Source organism: Pyruvatibacter sp. (assembly GCF_040219635.1).
Taxonomy (GTDB): Bacteria; Pseudomonadota; Alphaproteobacteria; order CGMCC-115125; family CGMCC-115125; genus Pyruvatibacter.
The window spans coordinates 23,010-40,287 of sequence record NZ_JAVJSC010000002.1; the positions used below are offsets into that span (position 1 = coordinate 23,010).

The 17,278-nt window shown below is 61.1% G+C and carries 20 protein-coding genes and 1 tRNA gene; 5 read left to right on the forward strand and 16 right to left on the reverse strand.

Annotation, left to right across the window (positions count from 1 at the left end; genetic code table 11):
* Positions 1-55 precede the first annotated feature (55 nt).
* The 5 genes from RIB87_RS01070 to RIB87_RS01090 are packed head-to-tail and all read right to left on the reverse strand — an operon-like array spanning position 56 to position 3,397.
* The gene (locus RIB87_RS01070; protein WP_350142602.1) at positions 56-406 is read right to left on the reverse strand and encodes a DUF3147 family protein; all 351 of its coding nucleotides are present in this window, start codon (positions 404-406) and stop codon (positions 56-58) included.
* Between the two features lie 4 nt (positions 407-410).
* Complete coding sequence (locus RIB87_RS01075) at positions 411-1,184, reverse strand: SDR family oxidoreductase (protein WP_350142604.1); 774 nt, start codon at positions 1,182-1,184, stop codon at positions 411-413.
* A complete protein-coding gene (locus tag RIB87_RS01080; protein ID WP_350142606.1) occupies positions 1,184-1,840 on the reverse strand; it encodes an MBL fold metallo-hydrolase in 657 nt (218 codons plus the stop codon). Before RIB87_RS01080 ends, RIB87_RS01075 begins: the two co-directional genes overlap by 1 nt.
* Positions 1,841-1,872: 32 nt before the next feature.
* Positions 1,873-2,718, reverse strand: coding sequence for an SDR family NAD(P)-dependent oxidoreductase (locus tag RIB87_RS01085; RefSeq protein WP_350142608.1), 846 nt, complete (start codon positions 2,716-2,718; stop codon positions 1,873-1,875).
* 46 nt (positions 2,719-2,764) lie between these two features.
* Positions 2,765-3,397 carry a pyridoxamine 5'-phosphate oxidase family protein gene (locus RIB87_RS01090; RefSeq protein ID WP_350142610.1) on the reverse strand — a complete coding sequence of 211 codons (633 nt, stop codon included), beginning with the start codon at positions 3,395-3,397 and terminating at the stop codon, positions 2,765-2,767.
* Between the two features lie 129 nt (positions 3,398-3,526).
* Between RIB87_RS01090 and RIB87_RS01095 the strand changes: the two genes are divergently transcribed.
* Both RIB87_RS01095 and RIB87_RS01100 read left to right on the forward strand, forming a co-directional pair.
* Positions 3,527-3,871 carry a DUF1330 domain-containing protein gene (locus tag RIB87_RS01095; RefSeq protein WP_350142612.1) on the forward strand — a complete coding sequence of 115 codons (345 nt, stop codon included), beginning with the start codon at positions 3,527-3,529 and terminating at the stop codon, positions 3,869-3,871.
* Positions 3,872-3,887: 16 nt separating this feature from the next.
* On the forward strand, positions 3,888-4,127 hold the full coding sequence (locus tag RIB87_RS01100) for a CDGSH iron-sulfur domain-containing protein (protein WP_350142614.1): 240 nt from the start codon (positions 3,888-3,890) through the stop codon (positions 4,125-4,127).
* 17 nt (positions 4,128-4,144) lie between these two features.
* Here the strand turns inward: RIB87_RS01100 and RIB87_RS01105 are convergent, their stop codons facing one another.
* From RIB87_RS01105 to RIB87_RS01145, 9 genes are all read right to left on the reverse strand, one after another.
* Positions 4,145-4,525: a hypothetical protein gene (locus RIB87_RS01105; protein WP_350142616.1), complete on the reverse strand. Its 381-nt coding sequence runs from the start codon at positions 4,523-4,525 to the stop codon at positions 4,145-4,147.
* 93 nt (positions 4,526-4,618) lie between these two features.
* Entirely contained in the window at positions 4,619-5,104 is a 486-nt protein-coding gene (locus RIB87_RS01110) for a GNAT family N-acetyltransferase (RefSeq protein ID WP_350142618.1), read from the reverse strand.
* Entirely contained in the window at positions 5,101-5,913 is an 813-nt protein-coding gene (locus tag RIB87_RS01115; protein WP_350142620.1) for an MBL fold metallo-hydrolase, read from the reverse strand. The genes RIB87_RS01110 and RIB87_RS01115 overlap by 4 nt, the downstream gene beginning before the upstream one ends.
* Positions 5,906-6,703: a TatD family hydrolase gene (locus tag RIB87_RS01120; protein WP_350142622.1), complete on the reverse strand. Its 798-nt coding sequence runs from the start codon at positions 6,701-6,703 to the stop codon at positions 5,906-5,908. Before RIB87_RS01120 ends, RIB87_RS01115 begins: the two co-directional genes overlap by 8 nt.
* A gap of 5 nt (positions 6,704-6,708) precedes the next feature.
* The gene (metG, locus tag RIB87_RS01125; protein WP_350142625.1) at positions 6,709-8,265 is read right to left on the reverse strand and encodes a methionine--tRNA ligase; all 1,557 of its coding nucleotides are present in this window, start codon (positions 8,263-8,265) and stop codon (positions 6,709-6,711) included.
* Between the two features lie 33 nt (positions 8,266-8,298).
* The gene (locus tag RIB87_RS01130; RefSeq protein WP_350142627.1) at positions 8,299-9,420 is read right to left on the reverse strand and encodes a DNA polymerase III subunit delta'; all 1,122 of its coding nucleotides are present in this window, start codon (positions 9,418-9,420) and stop codon (positions 8,299-8,301) included.
* Positions 9,421-9,422: 2 nt separating this feature from the next.
* Complete coding sequence (gene tmk, locus RIB87_RS01135; protein ID WP_350142629.1) at positions 9,423-10,073, reverse strand: dTMP kinase; 651 nt, start codon at positions 10,071-10,073, stop codon at positions 9,423-9,425.
* Positions 10,074-10,082: 9 nt separating this feature from the next.
* Entirely contained in the window at positions 10,083-11,231 is a 1,149-nt protein-coding gene (locus RIB87_RS01140) for a D-alanyl-D-alanine carboxypeptidase family protein (RefSeq protein ID WP_350142631.1), read from the reverse strand.
* A gap of 155 nt (positions 11,232-11,386) precedes the next feature.
* On the reverse strand, positions 11,387-12,376 hold the full coding sequence (locus tag RIB87_RS01145) for a septal ring lytic transglycosylase RlpA family protein (RefSeq protein ID WP_350142633.1): 990 nt from the start codon (positions 12,374-12,376) through the stop codon (positions 11,387-11,389).
* A 118-nt stretch (positions 12,377-12,494) separates the two neighbouring features.
* On the opposite strand from RIB87_RS01145, the gene RIB87_RS01150 reads away from it, so the two are divergent.
* Positions 12,495-13,823 (forward strand): MmgE/PrpD family protein, encoded by a 1,329-nt coding sequence (locus tag RIB87_RS01150; RefSeq protein WP_350142635.1) that lies wholly within the window; start codon positions 12,495-12,497, stop codon positions 13,821-13,823.
* Positions 13,824-13,875: 52 nt separating this feature from the next.
* Here the strand turns inward: RIB87_RS01150 and RIB87_RS01155 are convergent, their stop codons facing one another.
* Positions 13,876-14,319 carry a hypothetical protein gene (locus RIB87_RS01155; RefSeq protein WP_350142637.1) on the reverse strand — a complete coding sequence of 148 codons (444 nt, stop codon included), beginning with the start codon at positions 14,317-14,319 and terminating at the stop codon, positions 13,876-13,878.
* A 57-nt stretch (positions 14,320-14,376) separates the two neighbouring features.
* Between RIB87_RS01155 and RIB87_RS01160 the strand changes: the two genes are divergently transcribed.
* Entirely contained in the window at positions 14,377-14,565 is a 189-nt protein-coding gene (locus tag RIB87_RS01160; RefSeq protein ID WP_350142639.1) for a hypothetical protein, read from the forward strand.
* Between the two features lie 97 nt (positions 14,566-14,662).
* Positions 14,663-14,750: transfer RNA gene (locus RIB87_RS01165), tRNA-Ser, on the forward strand.
* Between the two features lie 125 nt (positions 14,751-14,875).
* On the opposite strand, the gene RIB87_RS01170 is transcribed toward RIB87_RS01165, so the two are convergent.
* The gene (locus tag RIB87_RS01170) at positions 14,876-17,269 is read right to left on the reverse strand and encodes a YbcC family protein (RefSeq protein WP_350142641.1); all 2,394 of its coding nucleotides are present in this window, start codon (positions 17,267-17,269) and stop codon (positions 14,876-14,878) included.
* Between the last annotated feature and the right edge of the window lie 9 nt (positions 17,270-17,278).

Here is a 17,278-nt window from a genome sequence, read left to right on the forward strand (position 1 = left end):
GGCGGGCAGGGCGATACAATGTTGCGAACCGCCAAAAAATCAGGTTGGAAACACCCTAGAGATGCAGCCCGAACCGCGCCGCGACAAACACCACCGCAGCATAGAGCATGACCGTCAGAGCAACGGACAATCCAAGCGCCGGCCAGAATGCATAGTCGGCGCGTAGCAGTGCCGGCATAACCAGAAACATCGGCAGCGACGGCAACACATAAAAGAACGTCGCCTGCATGTGGTCGGCAATGCGCGCTGTATCGGCGGTATCGTTCCAAAGCCAGATCACAGCCATGATCGAGATCAGCGGCAGCGATGCAATGAGCGCGGCAAAAGCCGGGCTGCGCTTGGCAGTTTCCGACACCACCAGAATGAGGATGCCTGAAACCAGAGCTTTGATGAGGGCCTGAACCATATGTTTAGTAGTGTGTCATGTAGCCGCCATCCACCGCCAGCGTATGGCCGGTGATGAAGCTGGCAGCGTCTGACGCGAGGAACACGGCAGCCCCGCCAATTTCGTGCGGCTCGCCCCAGCGGCCCAGCGACGAGCGGTCACGCGGCATCTGCGTGATCTCCTCAACGTCCACCAGCGGTGCGTTGAACTCGGTGGCGAAAAAGCCGGGGCAAATGGCGTTGACCGTTATGTTGCTCGGTCCAAGCTCGGCAGCCAGCGCACGTGTGGCAGCAGCAAGGCCACCCTTGGCCATGCCGTACACCGGGTCGCCCTTGAGCGAGATATGCGCGCCGATGGATGTGACATTGATGATGCGGCCCGTGCCCGCGTCCACCATATGCCGCGCCACAAGGCGTGACAGTTCGAATGGCGCCACAAGGTCTGTGTGCAAAAGCTGCGTCACGGCTTCGGGCTCAAACGCAAACAGATCGCGCCGGTCTCGCGCGGCTGCATTGTTCACCAGAATATAGATGCGTCCGGTCTGCGTGACGAGTTCGGCGATGGCAGTTGCCGCCTGCGCTGCGTCTGACGCATCAAAGGTGAGGGCGGTGGCGGTGTGCCCTGCATCACAAATCTGCTGAGCCGCAGCGTTGGTTGTAGCCGCATCACGCCCGCCGACAAACACATGCGCGCCCGCTGCTGCCAGCGCCTTTGCCATTTCCAGCCCAAGGCCGCGCGCGGCTCCGGTGACGAGCGCAACTTTGCCAGTGAGATCAAACGGCCGTTGCGGTTGTGCCATCAGCCAAGCCCCAGCGCCTGATCTGACACATAGGGGTTGGTCTTGCGCTCATGCTCAAACGTTGAGAGCGGCCCGTGGCCCGGCACGAACCCGATTTCATCCCCAAGCACAAACAGCCGGTTGCGGATCGAGTCCACAAGCTGCTGCGGGTTGCCCCGCGGAAAATCCGTGCGGCCCACCGAGCCCTGAAAAATCACGTCCCCCACCAGCGCAATCCGCGAGGGCGCATGGTGAAACACGATGTGTCCCGGTGTATGGCCGGGGCAGTGGATGACGTCCAGCGTCAGCCCGCCCACCTGCACCGTGTCGCCCTGGTCCAGCCAGCGTGTTGGCTCGAACAGATCATATTGCGGCATGCCATAGCGCTCAGCCTGTTCAGGCAGTGTTTCCAGCAAAAACAGATCATCCCTGTGCGGACCTTCAATGGGCACATTGTAGGTGCGGGCCAGTTCGCCCGCTGCGCCCGCGTGGTCAAGGTGGCCGTGGGTCAGCAGCACTTTTTCAAGTGTGAAGCCCGCCTCCGCAATGGCGTCGGTGAGGCGGCCGATGTCGCCGCCGGGGTCGCAGATAGCGCCCATCATTGTCTCGTCGTCCCACAGGAGCGAACAGTTTTGCTGAAGCGGTGTGACAGGCACGATGGCAATCTTGAGAGGCATGAAAGTTTGTCCGGCAGATGTGTGTTGTGGTGTCAGCCCTTCATAAAGGCTTCAAACGCATCCGCAAAATCCGGGTGCCAGCGGGAGAGGGCGGGCCGGTTGTTGGTGAGGTCGCCAACGGTCCACTCAGCGCGCTTTTCGTCAGTCGGCCGGTCCACATCATTGTCGGGGCACAGAATGTAAAAGTCGCCGCGCGCCAGGCTGTCGAACATGAAGTCCGCCACCTGTTCAGACGTCCACGCACCCGGTGGCTTTTCGGGCAGAAACTGCCGGATCATGCCGGTGTAGGTAAAGCCGGGGATCAGCAGATGCGCTGTGATCCGGCAGCCATCGAGCGACCGAAGCTCGTGTGCCAGCGTTTCCGTAAAGGCTTTGACGCCTGCCTTCGAAACATTGTAGGCGCTGTTGCCCGGCGGCAGGGTGATGCCCTGTTTGGAGCCAGTGTTGATGACAACGCCCGACGCGCCCGCCTCAATCATGCCCGGCACAAAAGCCTGCACGCCATTGATGATGCCGCCCAGATTGATGCCCAGAAGCTGACGCCACCCGTCGCCATTCTCCCACGGCTTGCCGGGGTTCATGCCCGCACCGGCATTGTTCATGAGAACCGACACCGGACCCAGCTCACTGATGATGTGGTCTGCGGCCGCCTTCATGGCTTCGGCATCGCTTACGTCGCAGGAGTGAGAGATGACTTTTCCACCGCCTGAGAGCGTTTCTGTGGCCGCAGCAAGCGCCTCTTCGTCGCGGTCAATCAACGCCACTTTGAGTCCCGCAGCGACAAGGCGTTGTGCGGTGGCGAGCCCAATGCCGTTAGCACCACCAGTGATGACGGCAGTCTGGCCGGATGTGAAAGCTCGAAGGTCAGGAAGAGGCATGGGTATCTCGCAGGTAGATGAGGGGAATGTCGGGTGGGCGTGCCGTTTAGTAAAGGTTGTCCTTGGCGTCCTTGTCCAACGCCTGGTCGATAAGTTCAGCGTCGATATCAAGCGCCAGCTGGTCACGCATGATCTGGCCGAGGCTTGGAAAATCCTTGGGGTCTATGTGCGTTTCCTGATCCCAGATCGCCGCACGTTTCACGGCCTTGGGGCAGTGCAGATAGGCCTCCTTCACCTCCACGACCAGCACCGACAGAGGAGGGCGCCCGTTTGCCACAAACCGCGCCATCAACTCCGGCTCACGGCTGATAGTCGCCGTGCCGTTCACCCGCAACATCTCGCTGAGGCCCGGCAGAAAGAACAGCAATCCAACAGCCGGGTTATGCACAACGTTGGTGAGTGAATCGAGCCGGTTGTTGCCGGGACGGTCCGGCATGGCCAGATGCGTTTTGTCGAGCACATGCACAAAGCCCGGCTCGCCACCGCGCGGCGACACATCGCCCAGACCATCCGTCCGTGAGGTGCCGATTACGCAAAACGGCGACAACTCGATGAACCGCGCGCAATGGGCATCAATGTGTCTGATGTCCTTGGACACAGCAACGTCATGGGGCTTCAAATAGGTCTCGCGCAGATGATTTTCAGTGGTGGGTTTGGTGGCGGGTGCAGCATCACTCATCGGGCTCTCCGGCAATATCAATTTAGCGCATAATATATATTATGGAAAATATATATCTGGTGTTCCAGTGGGCGGAGTGCCTATAGTCAGCGCAGAAAAACAAATGCAATCTGACGGAAAGCGCACCCCATGACCGTTTATGTCTCCGGCCACATCACCATACATGACCGCGCAGAATACGCAGCCTATGAGGCTGGTTTCATGGAGGTGTTTGAGACATTCGGCGGCACGTTGCTGAGTGTTGACGAAGCCCCCACGGTGCTCGAAGGCAACTGGGAAGCCACCCGCTTTGTGCTCATCAGCTTCCCCAGCCACGATGCGGTCATGGCGTGGTATAACTCCGACGGCTACCAGGCGATCGTCAAACACCGGCACGCAGCCAGCGTGATGAATGCCGTGATTTCAACCGGGCTGGATGAGTTAGCCCCGCCACCGCCACCGCTCCCGGCCCCTGGCACTACCGCCGCATCGTAAACCTGAGGAAAACCATATGTCCGAGCCCGTTATCGCCGCAAAAGCACCCGCCAAGGTTGATGTCCAAGCCGGTAAAACCTACTGGTGGTGCCGCTGTGGACGCTCAAAGGCGCAGCCGTTTTGCGATGGCAGCCATAAAGGCACGGGTTTTGAGCCGATGGAATACAAAGCCGAGGAGGACCGGCAGGTCTATTTCTGCCAGTGCAAACACACCGCAAACGCGCCGCTGTGCGACGGTAAGCACAACGGTCTGTAAAGTGCTGAAATGACGGCCTAAACGGCGGTTGTGTAGCCGCGCTCGATAACCCGTTCGAGGGCCTCAAACGCCTCGCGCAGCTCTTCAAAGGCCACGCGGTGGCGCTGCAGGTCGTCCAGCGCACTGGCGGTCGGCACGCCGGGCTGGTCCGCCACAGCCAGTGCCTTGGCAAGGTAGGCTGCACGAAGCTCTGCAATGCGTACAGCCAGCCGCGTCATGGTCTTGAGTGTTACATCCGGCAACTTGGCGTGCAGCACTTCATAGTTGGCCTCAAGGATCGTGCGATCCATGCGCTCGGCGAACTCCTGCAGCGCACGGCGCTTTTCGCGGTCCAGTTCAGCACCGGTCAGCAACCTGTCAATTTTGCGTGTTTCGATCACACCTGAATAGCGCACCATGGGCGCACCCTCCTTGCTGGAAACCCGATGGAGTTCCCTCAGGGTCTGAGTGTCGCACAGGGGCGTTAATGGACTGTTAGGCGGATGCCGCCCTTAGCTGATCGGCTTTTTGGGGCGCTTGAGTTGCATCGTGGCATCCTTGCCGTCAGCCAGCCTGAAGCCAAACTGCTCGTAAAATCCGTGCGCGTCGCGGGTGGCCAGCGTCCAGTTATAGACGTGCTCAAGCGGCGGGTAGCTGAGCATGGCGCGCATCAGCAGCGTGCCGCACCCCTGCCCCTTGTGGCTGTCGATCACGAACACATCTGAGACCCAGGCGAACCGGGTCATGTCCGTGACCAGTCGCGCAAAGCCGATCTGCCGGGCAACACTGCCAGAGTCGGACCTTTGGTAGAGCCCGAACGGCAGCCCGTTGGCGACGCTTTCCATCAGCCGGTCCGGCGACAGGTCGCCCGCCCAGTAGGTGTCCGACAGGGTGTTGAGAATAAGCGTGCGGTCGAGGCGGTTGCGGTCTGTTGAAACCTCAAACGCACCGGCGGTGAACAAACCACCCTGCCACCCTTCATCATCTGCGCCGCTCACAGGTCAAACTCCAGCACCATGCCGTCATAGGCCGGAACCACACCCTCAGGCAGCTCGCGCACCAGTGTCTGGTAATCAAGGTCCACATGCATGTTGGTGAGCACGCCCAGCTTCGGCTTTACGTCGGCCAGCCAGCCAAGCGACATATCAAGGTTGGCGTGCGAAGGATGCGGCATCCGCCGTAACGCATCCACAATCCAGCAGTCAGCCCCGCGAATGGCATCGCGCGCACGCGGCGGCACGCCCACCACATCCGGCGAATAGGCAACCTGGCCGACCTTGAAGCCAAGCGCTGGGATATCGCCGTGCTCAAGCAGCAGCGGCTCAAACGTTACCGGCCCGCCCGGCCCGTCAATCGTGACCGGCACATGCGGCTCCAGCGGATGCGGGTTCAGTATCGGCGGATAGCTGGAGCCTTCAGGTGTCCTGAAGCAATAATCAAACCGCGTGGTAATCCATCTGGCGGTTGTCTCATCCATATACACATCCACCCGCGCCCGCATGTTCATGGCAACCATGCGCAGGTCGTCAATGCCGTGTGCCTGGTCGGCATGGGCGTGGGTGTACAGCACGGCATCGAGGCGCGGCTGATCGGCCCGGTTCAACTGCTCGGCCATGTCGGGCGACGTGTCAATCAGAACATCCGTCGTCGGACCATTTTTCTTGGCCGACTTCTGCACCAGTATCGAGCAGCGGCGACGACGGTTCTTTGGTTCATTGGGGTCACAGTCGCCCCACTTGTTGCCGATGCGCGGTACACCACCCGACGAGCCGCAGCCCAGTATTGTCACTTTGAGATATTCAGCCATGAGCTGCGGTGTCCGGGGCTGGTACTTTTGTGAACAGACGATGGAAGTTGTCTGTTGTCACCTGCGCAATTTCGTCAGGCGTCACGCCCTTGATCTCCGCCAGCCTGGCGGCGGTGTGCGCGGTAAACGCAGGCTCGTTGGTTTTCCCGCGATGAGGCACGGGCGCCAGATACGGCGCGTCCGTCTCCACCAATAGCCGCTCCAGCGGCAAGGCTTTCACTGTCTCGCGAATGTCGTCGGCCTTCTTGAAGGTGATGATGCCCGACAGCGACACGTAGCCACCAATGGCCACCGCGCGTTGGGCCAGTTCGGGCCCTGACGAAAAACAATGCAGCAAAAACGGAAACGCGCCCTTTGCGTGTTCGGCTTCCAGAATCTCGGCCATGTCATCATCTGCGTCACGCGCATGAATAATCAGCGGAAGCTGCGTTTGCCGGGCCGCATCAATATGGGCCAGAAAGCACGTCCGCTGCTCATCGCGCGGTGCATTGTCATAGAAGTAATCCAGCCCCGTTTCGCCAATGCCCACCACTTCAGGTGCCTGCGTGGCTTCAACGATGCGTTGCGCCGTCACGCCGGTTTCGCTGTCGGCCTCATGGGGATGAACGCCGACGGTGCACCACACATTGTCAAACCGCTTGGCCACCGCATGAACGCGCTCAAACTCCGACAGCTTGACGCAGATCGTCAGCATACGCTGCACGCCCGCAGCGCCTGCCCGCGCCACAACGCCGTCCAGGTCTTCTGCAAGGCCGGGGTAATCAAGGTGGCAATGGCTATCAACAAGCATGAAACCTACTCAGCCTTTTCTGCATCCACATAGCGCGGGAACACACCTTCGGGCTTTGGCAGTGCCGTGCCCGGCACCAGCCGCCCGCCCTCACCCAGATGTGCAAAGGTCCGCGCATCACTATCCACCGCCGCCTGGTCCAGCAACGCAGCACACGATGCGGGCATGATGGGCAGCGCTAGTATTGCCACCTGCCGAATAATCTCGGCGGTCACATACAACACGGTGCCCATACGCTCCGGGTCCGTCTTTTTCAGCGCCCAAGGTTCCTGGCCCGCGAAATACCGATTGGCATCCGCCACTACTTTCCAGACATCGCCCGCATAGGTGTGAATAGCCTGCGCGTCCATTGCCTCACGCGCTGCAGGCAGCAGGCCGTCCACCGCCCGCAGCATGGCGCGATCGTCGTCAGAAAGATCACCCGGCTGCGGCACCACGCCATCGCAGTTTTTTGCCACCATCGACAGCGAGCGCTGGGCCAGGTTGCCAAGATCATTGGCAAGGTCCGCGTTGATGCGGTTGACCATGGCTTCGTGGCCATAGCTGCCGTCCTGCCCATACGGCACCTCACGGCAAAAGAAATAGCGGAACGCATCCACGCCGTATTCGTCAATCATGCCGAACGGGTCCAGCACATTGCCCAGTGACTTCGACATCTTCTCACCGCGATTGTACAAAAAGCCGTGTGCGAAAACACGCTTGGGCAACGCAATCTCAGCGGACATCAAAAACGCCGGCCAATAGACCGTGTGGAACCGCAAAATATCCTTGCCGATAATGTGCAGGTCTGCGGGCCAGAACTTTGCAAACGTCGCATCATCAATGCCGGGAAAGCCAACACCGGTTATGTAGTTGGTCAGCGCATCAATCCACACATACATCACGTGGCTTTCATCGCCGGGCACCGGCACACCCCATGTCAGCGTCTTGCGGGAGACCGACAGATCCTTGAGCCCGCCTTTGACGAACGACATGATTTCGTTGCGCCGGGCGTCCGGCTGCACAAAGCCCGGCTGGATTTCATACAGCTCAAGCAGCCTGTCCTGATAGGCAGAGAGCTTGAAGAAATAGCTCTCTTCTTCCATCCACTTCACCTCGGTGCCCGTGGGCGCCAGCTTCTCGCCGTTTGGCCCTTCGGTCAGTTCGGTCTCGGTATAAAACGCCTCGTCGCGCACCGAGTACCAGCCTTCATATTTGCCCAGATAAATATCGCCCTTGTCAGCCAGCCGCTTCCATATTTCCTGAGACGCTGTGTGGTGACGTGGCTCACGCGTGGAAATAAAATCGGTGTTGGAGCAGTTGAGGGCTTCCACAAGTGCTTTGAACTTGGGCGTGTTGCGGTCGGCAAGCTGCGTTACGCTAATGCCTTCTTTTTCTGCCGTCTCCACCATCTTCTGACCGTGTTCATCCGTACCCGTCAGAAAAAACACGTCATAGCCGTCCTGCCGCTTGAAGCGTGCCAGCACGTCAGTGGTCAGCGCCTCATAGGCGTGGCCGATATGCGGCGCGCCGTTGGGATAGGAAATGGCGGTGGTGATATAAAAACTCTTGTCGCCGGACATGGCGGTTTTTCTTTCGGTCAACGCAAGTGCAGGCTATCCGCGCGCTGCAGCTTCCAGCGCTGCAAACGTGCCAAGGATCACCTGCTTGCGGTCAAGATTGAGCGCCTCCGCCCGGTCAGCGGTGCGGCCCGTGTTTTCCCACACCTCTACCCACCGATCAAGCGACGTGCCCGCAGCCAGCCGCGCCATCACCTGGCCCTCCCCGGCAATCACCTCGTCATCGCTGCCCGGCGGCAGTGCGCCACTGCGCACCAGCCGAACCAGCCAGTCTGACAACAGATCGCGAAACATGCTGTAGGCCTGGTCATTGCCGCGTCGTGCCAGTTTTTCAGCCAGCGCATGAATGGCCGGAACGTCCGGCTTTGGCAGTGCTGCAATCAGCCCGCTGACCTCACGATACAGCTCAATGCCACCCCCGCCCGCCAGTTGCAGGGCGCGGCCCACACTGCCCTGCGCCAGCTTGGCCACGGCTTCCATATCGCCATCCGCCATATGCCCCAGATGACCCTGCACGGCAGCCATCAACTGGTCATGCGGCAACGGTTTGAGCGCAAGCTGGCGACAGCGCGAGCGGATGGTGGGCAGTAACCGGCCGGGATGATTTGCAAGCACAAAAAACACGGTCTGCGCGGGGGGCTCCTCCAGCACTTTCAGCAACGCATTGGCAGCGCTCGCATTCATGTCGTCTGCCGTATCCACAATGCAGATGCGCCAGCCGCCCTCACCGGCCTTCATGCCGAAAAAGTCGTGCGTCCGGCGTACTTCATCCACCGACAGCACGGTCATGAACTTTTTGGTCTTGTCGTTCCACGGCTTGCGCAGGGTCAATACATTGGCATGGCCGCGTGCAGCAACGCGGCGAAACACAGCGTCTTCAGGCGGCAGATGCAGCGTCTTGACGTTGGCGGCCTCGGCGATGCGCGGGTCACTGTATTTGAGCAGGAACCGCGCAAACCTGTAGGCCAGCGTGGCCTTGCCTATGCCCGCAGGCCCCGTCACCAGCCACGCATGATGCAACCGGCCCGACATGAAGGCCGTGCGCAGCGCTTCTTCCGCGTCCGCGTGGCCATACAGCAGCTCTGTTTCGCGCGGATGGGCAAAGCCTTCAAGCTGGTCGGGTTCGGGCAGGTCCATGGGGGCCGGTGCGCGTGCCATGGCTAGGTTGCCACTTCGGCAAAGCGCGCCGTAACGGCGTGCCATATCTGCGCCGATACGTCGGCTTCGGGCTGCACGGCATCAATCACCACGCAACGCTGCGGATCAGCTTTGGCGATTTCCAAAAAAGCCTGCCGCAGCGTCTCGTGAAACCGCATGCTGAAGCGTTCATAGCGCGTCTCGCCTTCCGGGTTGCGGCCCTCGCGGACCGCCGCCCGCTCAAGCCCTCTGTCGGCCGGCACATCCAGAATAATCGTGAGGTCAGGCTTCGTGTCCCCCACCACCAGCGCCTCAAGCGCGGCTGTCACATCCGTCCCCAGTTTCTGCGCGTATCCCTGATAGGCGGTTGTTGAATCCGCGAACCGGTCTGAGATGACCCAGCGCCCTTCCTCCAGCGCGGGCCGGATCAGGCGTTCAAGGTGTTCGTTGCGCGCCGCATTCAGTAGCAGCGCTTCCGACAATGGTCGCCATCTGTCTGGTGGGCCACTGACCAGCAGCGACCGGATTTCTTCCGCAGACGGTGCGCCGCCTGGTTCGCGCGTTGCCAGTGCCTCAATGCCGCGCTTGTCCAGTGCGGCAATCAGCCGACGAACCTGCGTGGATTTGCCGGCCCCCTCGCCGCCTTCAAACGTAATGAACTTTCCCCGCATCATGCTGGTTTGTTACTGGCCGGAAACAAGGGTCGTCAAAGCACCCATTGCCTTGCCGAACAGCCCAAGTTCCTCAACGCTTGCACCGGCAACCAGCGGCACCGTGCGTTCAGGCATTCCTGGTGCGGTGACAACCAGTTGCCCTACCGTGTCGCCCGCCGCAATTGGCGCGCGCAACGGACCGTCATACCGCACTTTGACATCAAGCCCCTTGCGCCCGTCCCGCGACATGGTGAGCGCCAGATCATTCGCAAGCACCAGCGGCACGGTGCGGCTGCTGCCCTGCCATACCGGCGCGCGTTCCAGCACCTGGTCAGCCTTCAGCAACTCATAGCGGCGGAACTCGCGAAACGCCCAGTCCATCAGGCGTTGTGTCTCGTTGGCGCGTTCGCGCTCCGACGACAGGCCGTTGACCACCAGAATAAGCCGACGCCCGTCCCGCACCGCTGAGGCCGTGAGGCCATAGCCTGAAACAGACGTATGCCCGGTCTTGAGGCCATCGGCGCCCATATTCATGTAAATCAGCGGGTTGCGGTTGGACTGGCTGATGCCATTCCACTCAAAATCGCGCACCGCGTAAATCTCGTAAAACTCCGGGTACGTCTCAATGATGTAGCGCGCCAGAATGGCCAGTTCATTGGCCGTCATCAAGTGGCCCTCATCCGGCCATCCGGTTGCGTTTTTGAATGTGGACGTCGCAAGGCCAATCTCGCGCGCGCGCTGCGTCATGCGATCAGCAAACACCGCCTCAGACCCTGCCAGCGCCTCTGCGATTGCAATGCACGCATCATTGCCCGACTGCACGATGACACCATAAATGAGGTCACGCACCGGCACGCGACTGTTCAACTCGGCAAACATGGTGGAGGAGCCCGACGCCGCTCCGCCCCGCCGCCACGCATTTTCAGAGATCACAAACTCATCTTCGAGCGTGACACGGCCTTCGTTGATGGCGTCAAACAACATAACCATGGTCATGAGTTTGGACATTGAGGCGGGTGCCATCAGTGCGTCGCCCTGCTTTTGGTAAATGATCTCGCCGGTCTCGTAGTCCATCAGCGACAGATAGCTGGCAGGTGTTTCAATAGCCTGCGCGGTTGGCACGCCAAGGGGTGTGGCCAGAACAAGAAAAGCGGCAAAAAAAACGTTGCGGGCGATCATCGGCAAGAGGCTCCATCGGCGCGCACCCGATTCAAAAATGTGCGCACTGATTGGAGTACCGCGTCTTGGCGGCGGGTGCCAGAGGGCGCGCACAAAAGGCAGGCATAGCCACCCAAAACGACGCAGTAACCGGCAGTTTTAGGTGAGCAAAGCGCCTATTTTATGACGACGCGGGCACCATTCTGGCCACGTGAAATCACCGACTGCAGCAGGCCGTCCGCGCCCTGGCTGTTGGTCACCGGCCCAACCCGCACCCGATACCACGACGTGCCGTCCACCACTGATTCGGTGACATCCACCGGACCAAGGTCGGATAATTGCGAGGCCAGCGCGTTGGCATTGCCTGCGCTGCGGAAAGACCCCGCCTGTACAAAAAATGCATCCGCCACCGGTGCCATCATGTTGCTCTGCGACGCAGGGGCAGACGGTGCAACTGCGGAAGCCCCGCCTGCTGCCGCTGAACCGGCACCGGCCAGCAGCGATACATCAACCGCAGAGCCCGGCAGTGGCGGCAGACCTGCCGTCGCAATGCCGTCGTCGTCGTTGTTTTCTTCCACCGGCTGCATGTATGTTGCTGCCTGAGCAACCGCAGGCGCAACAGGGGCTGCTGCATCCGCCGTCTGCAAACCCTGCTCACCGGTCCAGCCCTCAGCCTTGCCGAGATATTGCACACGCACTTTGGCGGTGCCCTGTTCCTTGAAGCCCAACAGCTCTGCCGCGCGCATCGACATATCAATTTCGCGGCCACGGGCGAACGGGCCGCGGTCATTGACGCGCACAATCAGCGAGCGGCCGTTTTCAAGATTTGTCACCCGCGCCATGGTCGGCATCGGCAGAGTTGGATGCGCGGCCGATACCTGATGCATGTCGAATATCTCGCCGTTGGCGGTCATCTTCTTGTGAAATTGCGGGCCATACCACGAGGCGATGCCTGTGCTGTCGTAGCGCTCGTCTTCGCGCGGGTAGTACCACTCACCGGCAATCTGATAAGGGTTGCCGACTTTCCAGTAACCGCCCTGCCCGGACGGAATCTCACTGCGGCTCACTTCCTTCATCACGGCTCCGGCAAGCTGTGTTTCCGCACAACCCGCAACCACAAGACAGGCGCCCAGCAAAAGTCCCGCGCGTGACATCATCCGGTTCATGGCCCCATTATCCTCGCTACACTGTAAATGTAAGGAGCGCACCGGCCCCCATCATGGCAGTCCCCAATTATGGCACTCATAGTGCCCGCAATAAGGTAAACGAGGTGTTTACGAATTGATGACCCCGACCAGCGACATCCCCCTCACCCGCCAACTTGTGCGCCACACCCGTGCCAAGGCCGCCAGCAGCGACGATCTGGCCATGGCCGCGCTGTTTGTGCTGGACGCTGTGGCCAACATGCTGGGCGGCCGCAACAGTGAGCCCGGCCGCAAGCTGCTGCGCTGGGCGGGAAATGGCCCTCACAAGCCAACAGCACCATTTGATACCGGCGCGCACGCGCTGCTGATGGGCGCTCTCACTCACATTCTGGAGACCGACGACCTGCATCGCGCCTCGGTGGTGCATCCCGGCTGCGTGGTTGTGCCTGCCGCATGGGCGGTTGCAATGCGCGAAGGCTCCACGGGGCCGGATTTCTTGCGCGCCGTGCTGGAAGGGTTTGAACTCACAACCCGCGTCGGCATGGGCGTCGGCCCGGCGCATTACCGCATCTGGCACAACACCGCCACCTGCGGCCCCTACGGCTCCGCCATGGCCGCCGCCACACTTTTGGGCCTCGACGAAGACGCAACGGTGGATGCGCTGGGCAACGCCGGCAGCCAGTCGTCAGGACTGTGGGAGTTTCTGGATACCGGGGCCATGACCAAGCACCTTCATGCAGGCCACGCCGCGCAGGCCGGCGTGCAGGCCGCAGATCTGGCCGCACTGGGCTTTACCGGCCCGCCAAAAATCCTCGAAGGTCCGCGCGGGTTTTTCGCCGCCGCCTGCCCTGATGGGGACGTGACGCAGGTGATGTCGCGCGCCGACGGCCCGTGGCAACTCGTGCTGACCTCGATGAAGCCGTGGCCCTCGTGCCGCCATACGCACCCGGCAATTGACGCCGCGCTGGAGCTGCACCAAACGCTTCACCACGCAGGCCCGGACGACATTCACGCCATTACCGTTGAAACCTATCGCGCCGCGTTTGATGTGTGTGACCGCCCCCACGCGAACAGCGAATACGAAGCCAAGTTCTCGCTGCAACATTGCATCGCGACAGCGCTGCACGACGGCGATGTAACGCTTGGATCGTTTGACGATGCGGCCCGTCTCAAGGCACACCGCATGGCGTCCGGCATTGAAGTGAAGGTGGTGGATCCTTACGCCTCTGCCTATCCGCGTGATTGGGGAAGTGCCGTTGAAGTGGTGATGACCGATGGTACCGTGCACCGCGCCGCGCGCGACTGCGCAAAGGGAGACCCTGAGGCACCGTTGATGCCGCCGGACGTTGTGGCCAAAGCGATTGGCCTTATGGAGTTTGGGGGAGTTGCGGAGCCGCAGGCGCTGGCAGAAGCGCTCATCGCGTTGCCGCTGGCGGAGGCTCTGCCGGAACTGCCGGTATTTGCGTGAAGCAGCGTTCAGGTCAGGTTAGACGTAAGCGTGTATCTATTGCTGGGTAAGCCTATTGCTGGGTAAGCGGGAAAATCGCGTAGAACGCCAGCCCGGCACCCAGAATGAGGCTGGTCAGCACAATCCACGGCCCCCAATAACCGCCAGCTTTCGCTGACGGCTGATTGGAGGCGCCCATGGCAAACGCAGCGGTGGGGGCTGCCCCCACCGCCTGAGCTGCTGTGCCCTGCTTGTTGCGCAGGATTTCACGGTTTTTTTCGTGCCACTGGCGCGCCGCAAAATCAGACTTGTTCTGCTCATGCCATTTGGCTTCGCTGTCACGGCCACCACCGCCGCCGCCACCTGTGCTGGGTCCGCCGTCACCGCCGGACCTGGCCATCTCCTTGCGGGACTTGCGCGACAGCCACATGCTGTCCAGCAGGATCAGCAACATGAGCACGGCGATCATAGACGCCGGAATCCATGTCTGAACCAGATCGTATTCTGTAAGTGTCATTCAGAACTCCCCTTGTGGTCGTGCTCTACGCGGCTAGTCCACGCAGACACACCTGACATGCCCGGATTTTTCCAGGCTCTTTTGCTTTTCCTTACTAGCTTAAAAGCACGGGAAAGCCCTGAAAAGCAAGCAATTGCGGTTGCACCCGCCCCATTCAGCAAAAAGTCTCGCGCCGATGCCGCCCAAGCGCAAACCCGCGCCGAAAACACGGTTAACGCCCCTCGCCCGCGCATTTATCAGCAGTAGCGTTGTCAGCAAATACCGCAGCAACGTTCAGCTTATTGCGAAACCCGCCAGACCCCGCTAATGCTGTGCCCGCACGGCCAAAACCCATGCGCTTCGCGGAGAGGTGGCAGAGTGGTCGAATGCGGCGGTCTTGAAAACCGTTGGGCTTCACGGTCCCGGGGGTTCGAATCCCTCCCTCTCCGCCATTTTTGTGTCCGGCATCGGCACCAGGGCATATCCGCCGAACAGCCGGACTTTTTGTTTGACACCTAACGGTGCCGGCTGGGTTTGAATCCCTCCTCCGTCACAATGTCATGACCCCTGAAAGCGCCTAGGCTGCCGCTTCCGCCTGCGCTACATCCGGCATCGCTTCCCACTCCAGATTGCCCGCATAGCGCCATGCCATGCGGCCGCTGTCGTCGAGGGCAAACAGGTGCAGCCAGTGGTTGTCGAACAGGGCGCGCACGCCGTCGTGGCGTTTGAGGATGTCGATCATGGCGTCGCGCGGGGCTTCGATGCACACGCTCAGGCGCAGCGGTTCGTGCACGTAGTCGTCGCCGTCATGGACGGATTGCCACGGCAGACCAGGACGCAGCGCGCCGCCATTGCCTTCCACCACTCCGATGCCGCCTGCCACGTTGTGCAGCAGCTTGTTGCCGGCCCCAAACACATCGGGTGCGACGGTTGAGCCGTAGTATTGAAGGCTGATCCAGCTCGCCACCACAACGGGGGCCGTCATGATGAGTTCGAGTACGCCAAAGCCCTTGTCCTGCTGCCAGTCGTAGTCATGCAGGAACGCGCGGCCTTCGAGGCTGCGACCGGTTGTGCGGCTACGCGGTGCGGCAATAAAAGCCTTGCAGCCTGCCAGCGCCCATTCAGGCCGCACTTCGGCCCAGTTGCGGCTGCGCGCGGGGATTGCGCTTGCACCGTCAGCCCGAGGCAACCGCAACGCCCGTTCACCCCGCGCCACCCTGCCCCCTGTGGCGAGCCAGCCGCGAACACGGTCGAGATCCTGAAGGTGATCCGTGGACGGATGGTCAGCATTGTAGATCGTTACTGCGTCTGTTGTGGTGTCGTGCAGCGCGCCCAAAAACAGCGTATCAGCCGGAATGGTGATGCCCTGCGCCACAAGGCCTGCCCGAACGTCAGAGTCGTTCAGCAGTGCTGCCAGCAACCGCGCGTTCACTTCGCCGGAATACCCGCCGCACGCCCCGCAATGCAGACCGCTGGCATGGGGATTGTTGACAACATTTGCTCCATGCCCCGCCAGCAGCACAACGCGGGCAAAGTTGGTGGTAAGCGACATGGCGCGCAGCACGGTTTCAGCCGCCGTAATGCGTGCGGTCAGATCAAGCGCCGGATCAAGCCGGGGGGCCGGGTCATTGGGCGCAGGTTCCGCGTGCAGGCCCAGCGCGTCACGCACCAGCTTGGCGGCATAAAGCGGGCCGGTGGCTTCAACAAAGGCAAACGATGAAACGGCAGCCAGCTTGAACCGCCCCCATGCCCGCGATGCGCGCGCCCTGAACCGCGCCGACAGATCATCATCGGCCTGGTCTTGCGTGCCTGACACCGTGGTAACGCCGGGATTGAGCAACACCGGCAGGCGCAACTCAACCACGTCGGAGGCAAACCGCCTGTGCGCCGCTGTGAGACCAAAAAAACCGGCAAACCCAAGCGTCTGAACAGACGGGTGCGTCGCCTCAAGCGCGCGCCGGAATACTTCAGAGCGCACATCAATGCAGAACGCGGCCTGCATGAGCGGCCGTTCCCCTTTGGCGATGGGGCCAGGCATTGAAAGCGTCTGTGCCAATCCACGCTGGGCGGCGCGGTCGGCAGCGTCCTGCAACAGCGCATCAATAACCTGCTCAGCGCTCGCAGCGACAGGTGCCTCGTGCTGTGTGCGCACAGCTTGCCATTTCGAAGCTATTTCATCCGCATACAAATCATATAGCGCCTCCTCCCACAAAAGGCGGATAGCGAGAAAATCCGTCAGGATGGTGTCAGAGTCTCCGGCAAGTTCAGCCTGCCACAGCCGGTAGCGGGCATAATGGCCCCAGCCGCCAAGGGTCATCAGCATCTGGTGAAAATAGGTTTCTGCGCCTGCGGCTGTAATGCCCAGCCGGTCACACACGCGCGCGATGGCTTGACCGGCATTTTCCGGCGCACCATCCACATGCGCGGCAAAGCCCGTCAGCCCGTTTATTTCCGGCGTCAGATCATAGATTGCAACGGCCCGCCACGCGGTATAGGCCCCGCGCCCCCTGGGGGCCGCCCACAGCGCCTGCCCTTCGTCGAAATATCCTGAAGCCCATGCGCCAAACCGTTCGATGAACAGGCTGGACCAGTCAACACCGGACGCCTCGGCGGCCAGGTCGGTGATTGCCGCAAGCGCCTGTGCTGGCGGTGCGTCTTCGTGTGCCGCTTTTTTGAGGGCTTCAATTGATGCGGGGCCATCTGCGCAGGCAGCAAGCGCATCGGCCAGATCAGCATCCGTGATGGTGTCGGCGTCGATACGCTGCGCATACCATTGGCGCGGCATGGTGACGGCCACACCGGCAACGCGGCCAAGGCGGCTGGCAACTTCTGCCAGCGTTTGGTCGGCCTGCCCCAAAAACGGATTGACGGCGACACTGGAGGCAAGCGGCCACACCGGTGGTATCGCCCGCGTGGCTGCATCAATGCTGTGTGCCAGAAGGTCAGGGTCACTGCCGAGGGTCGTGCTCATGAAAGGCGT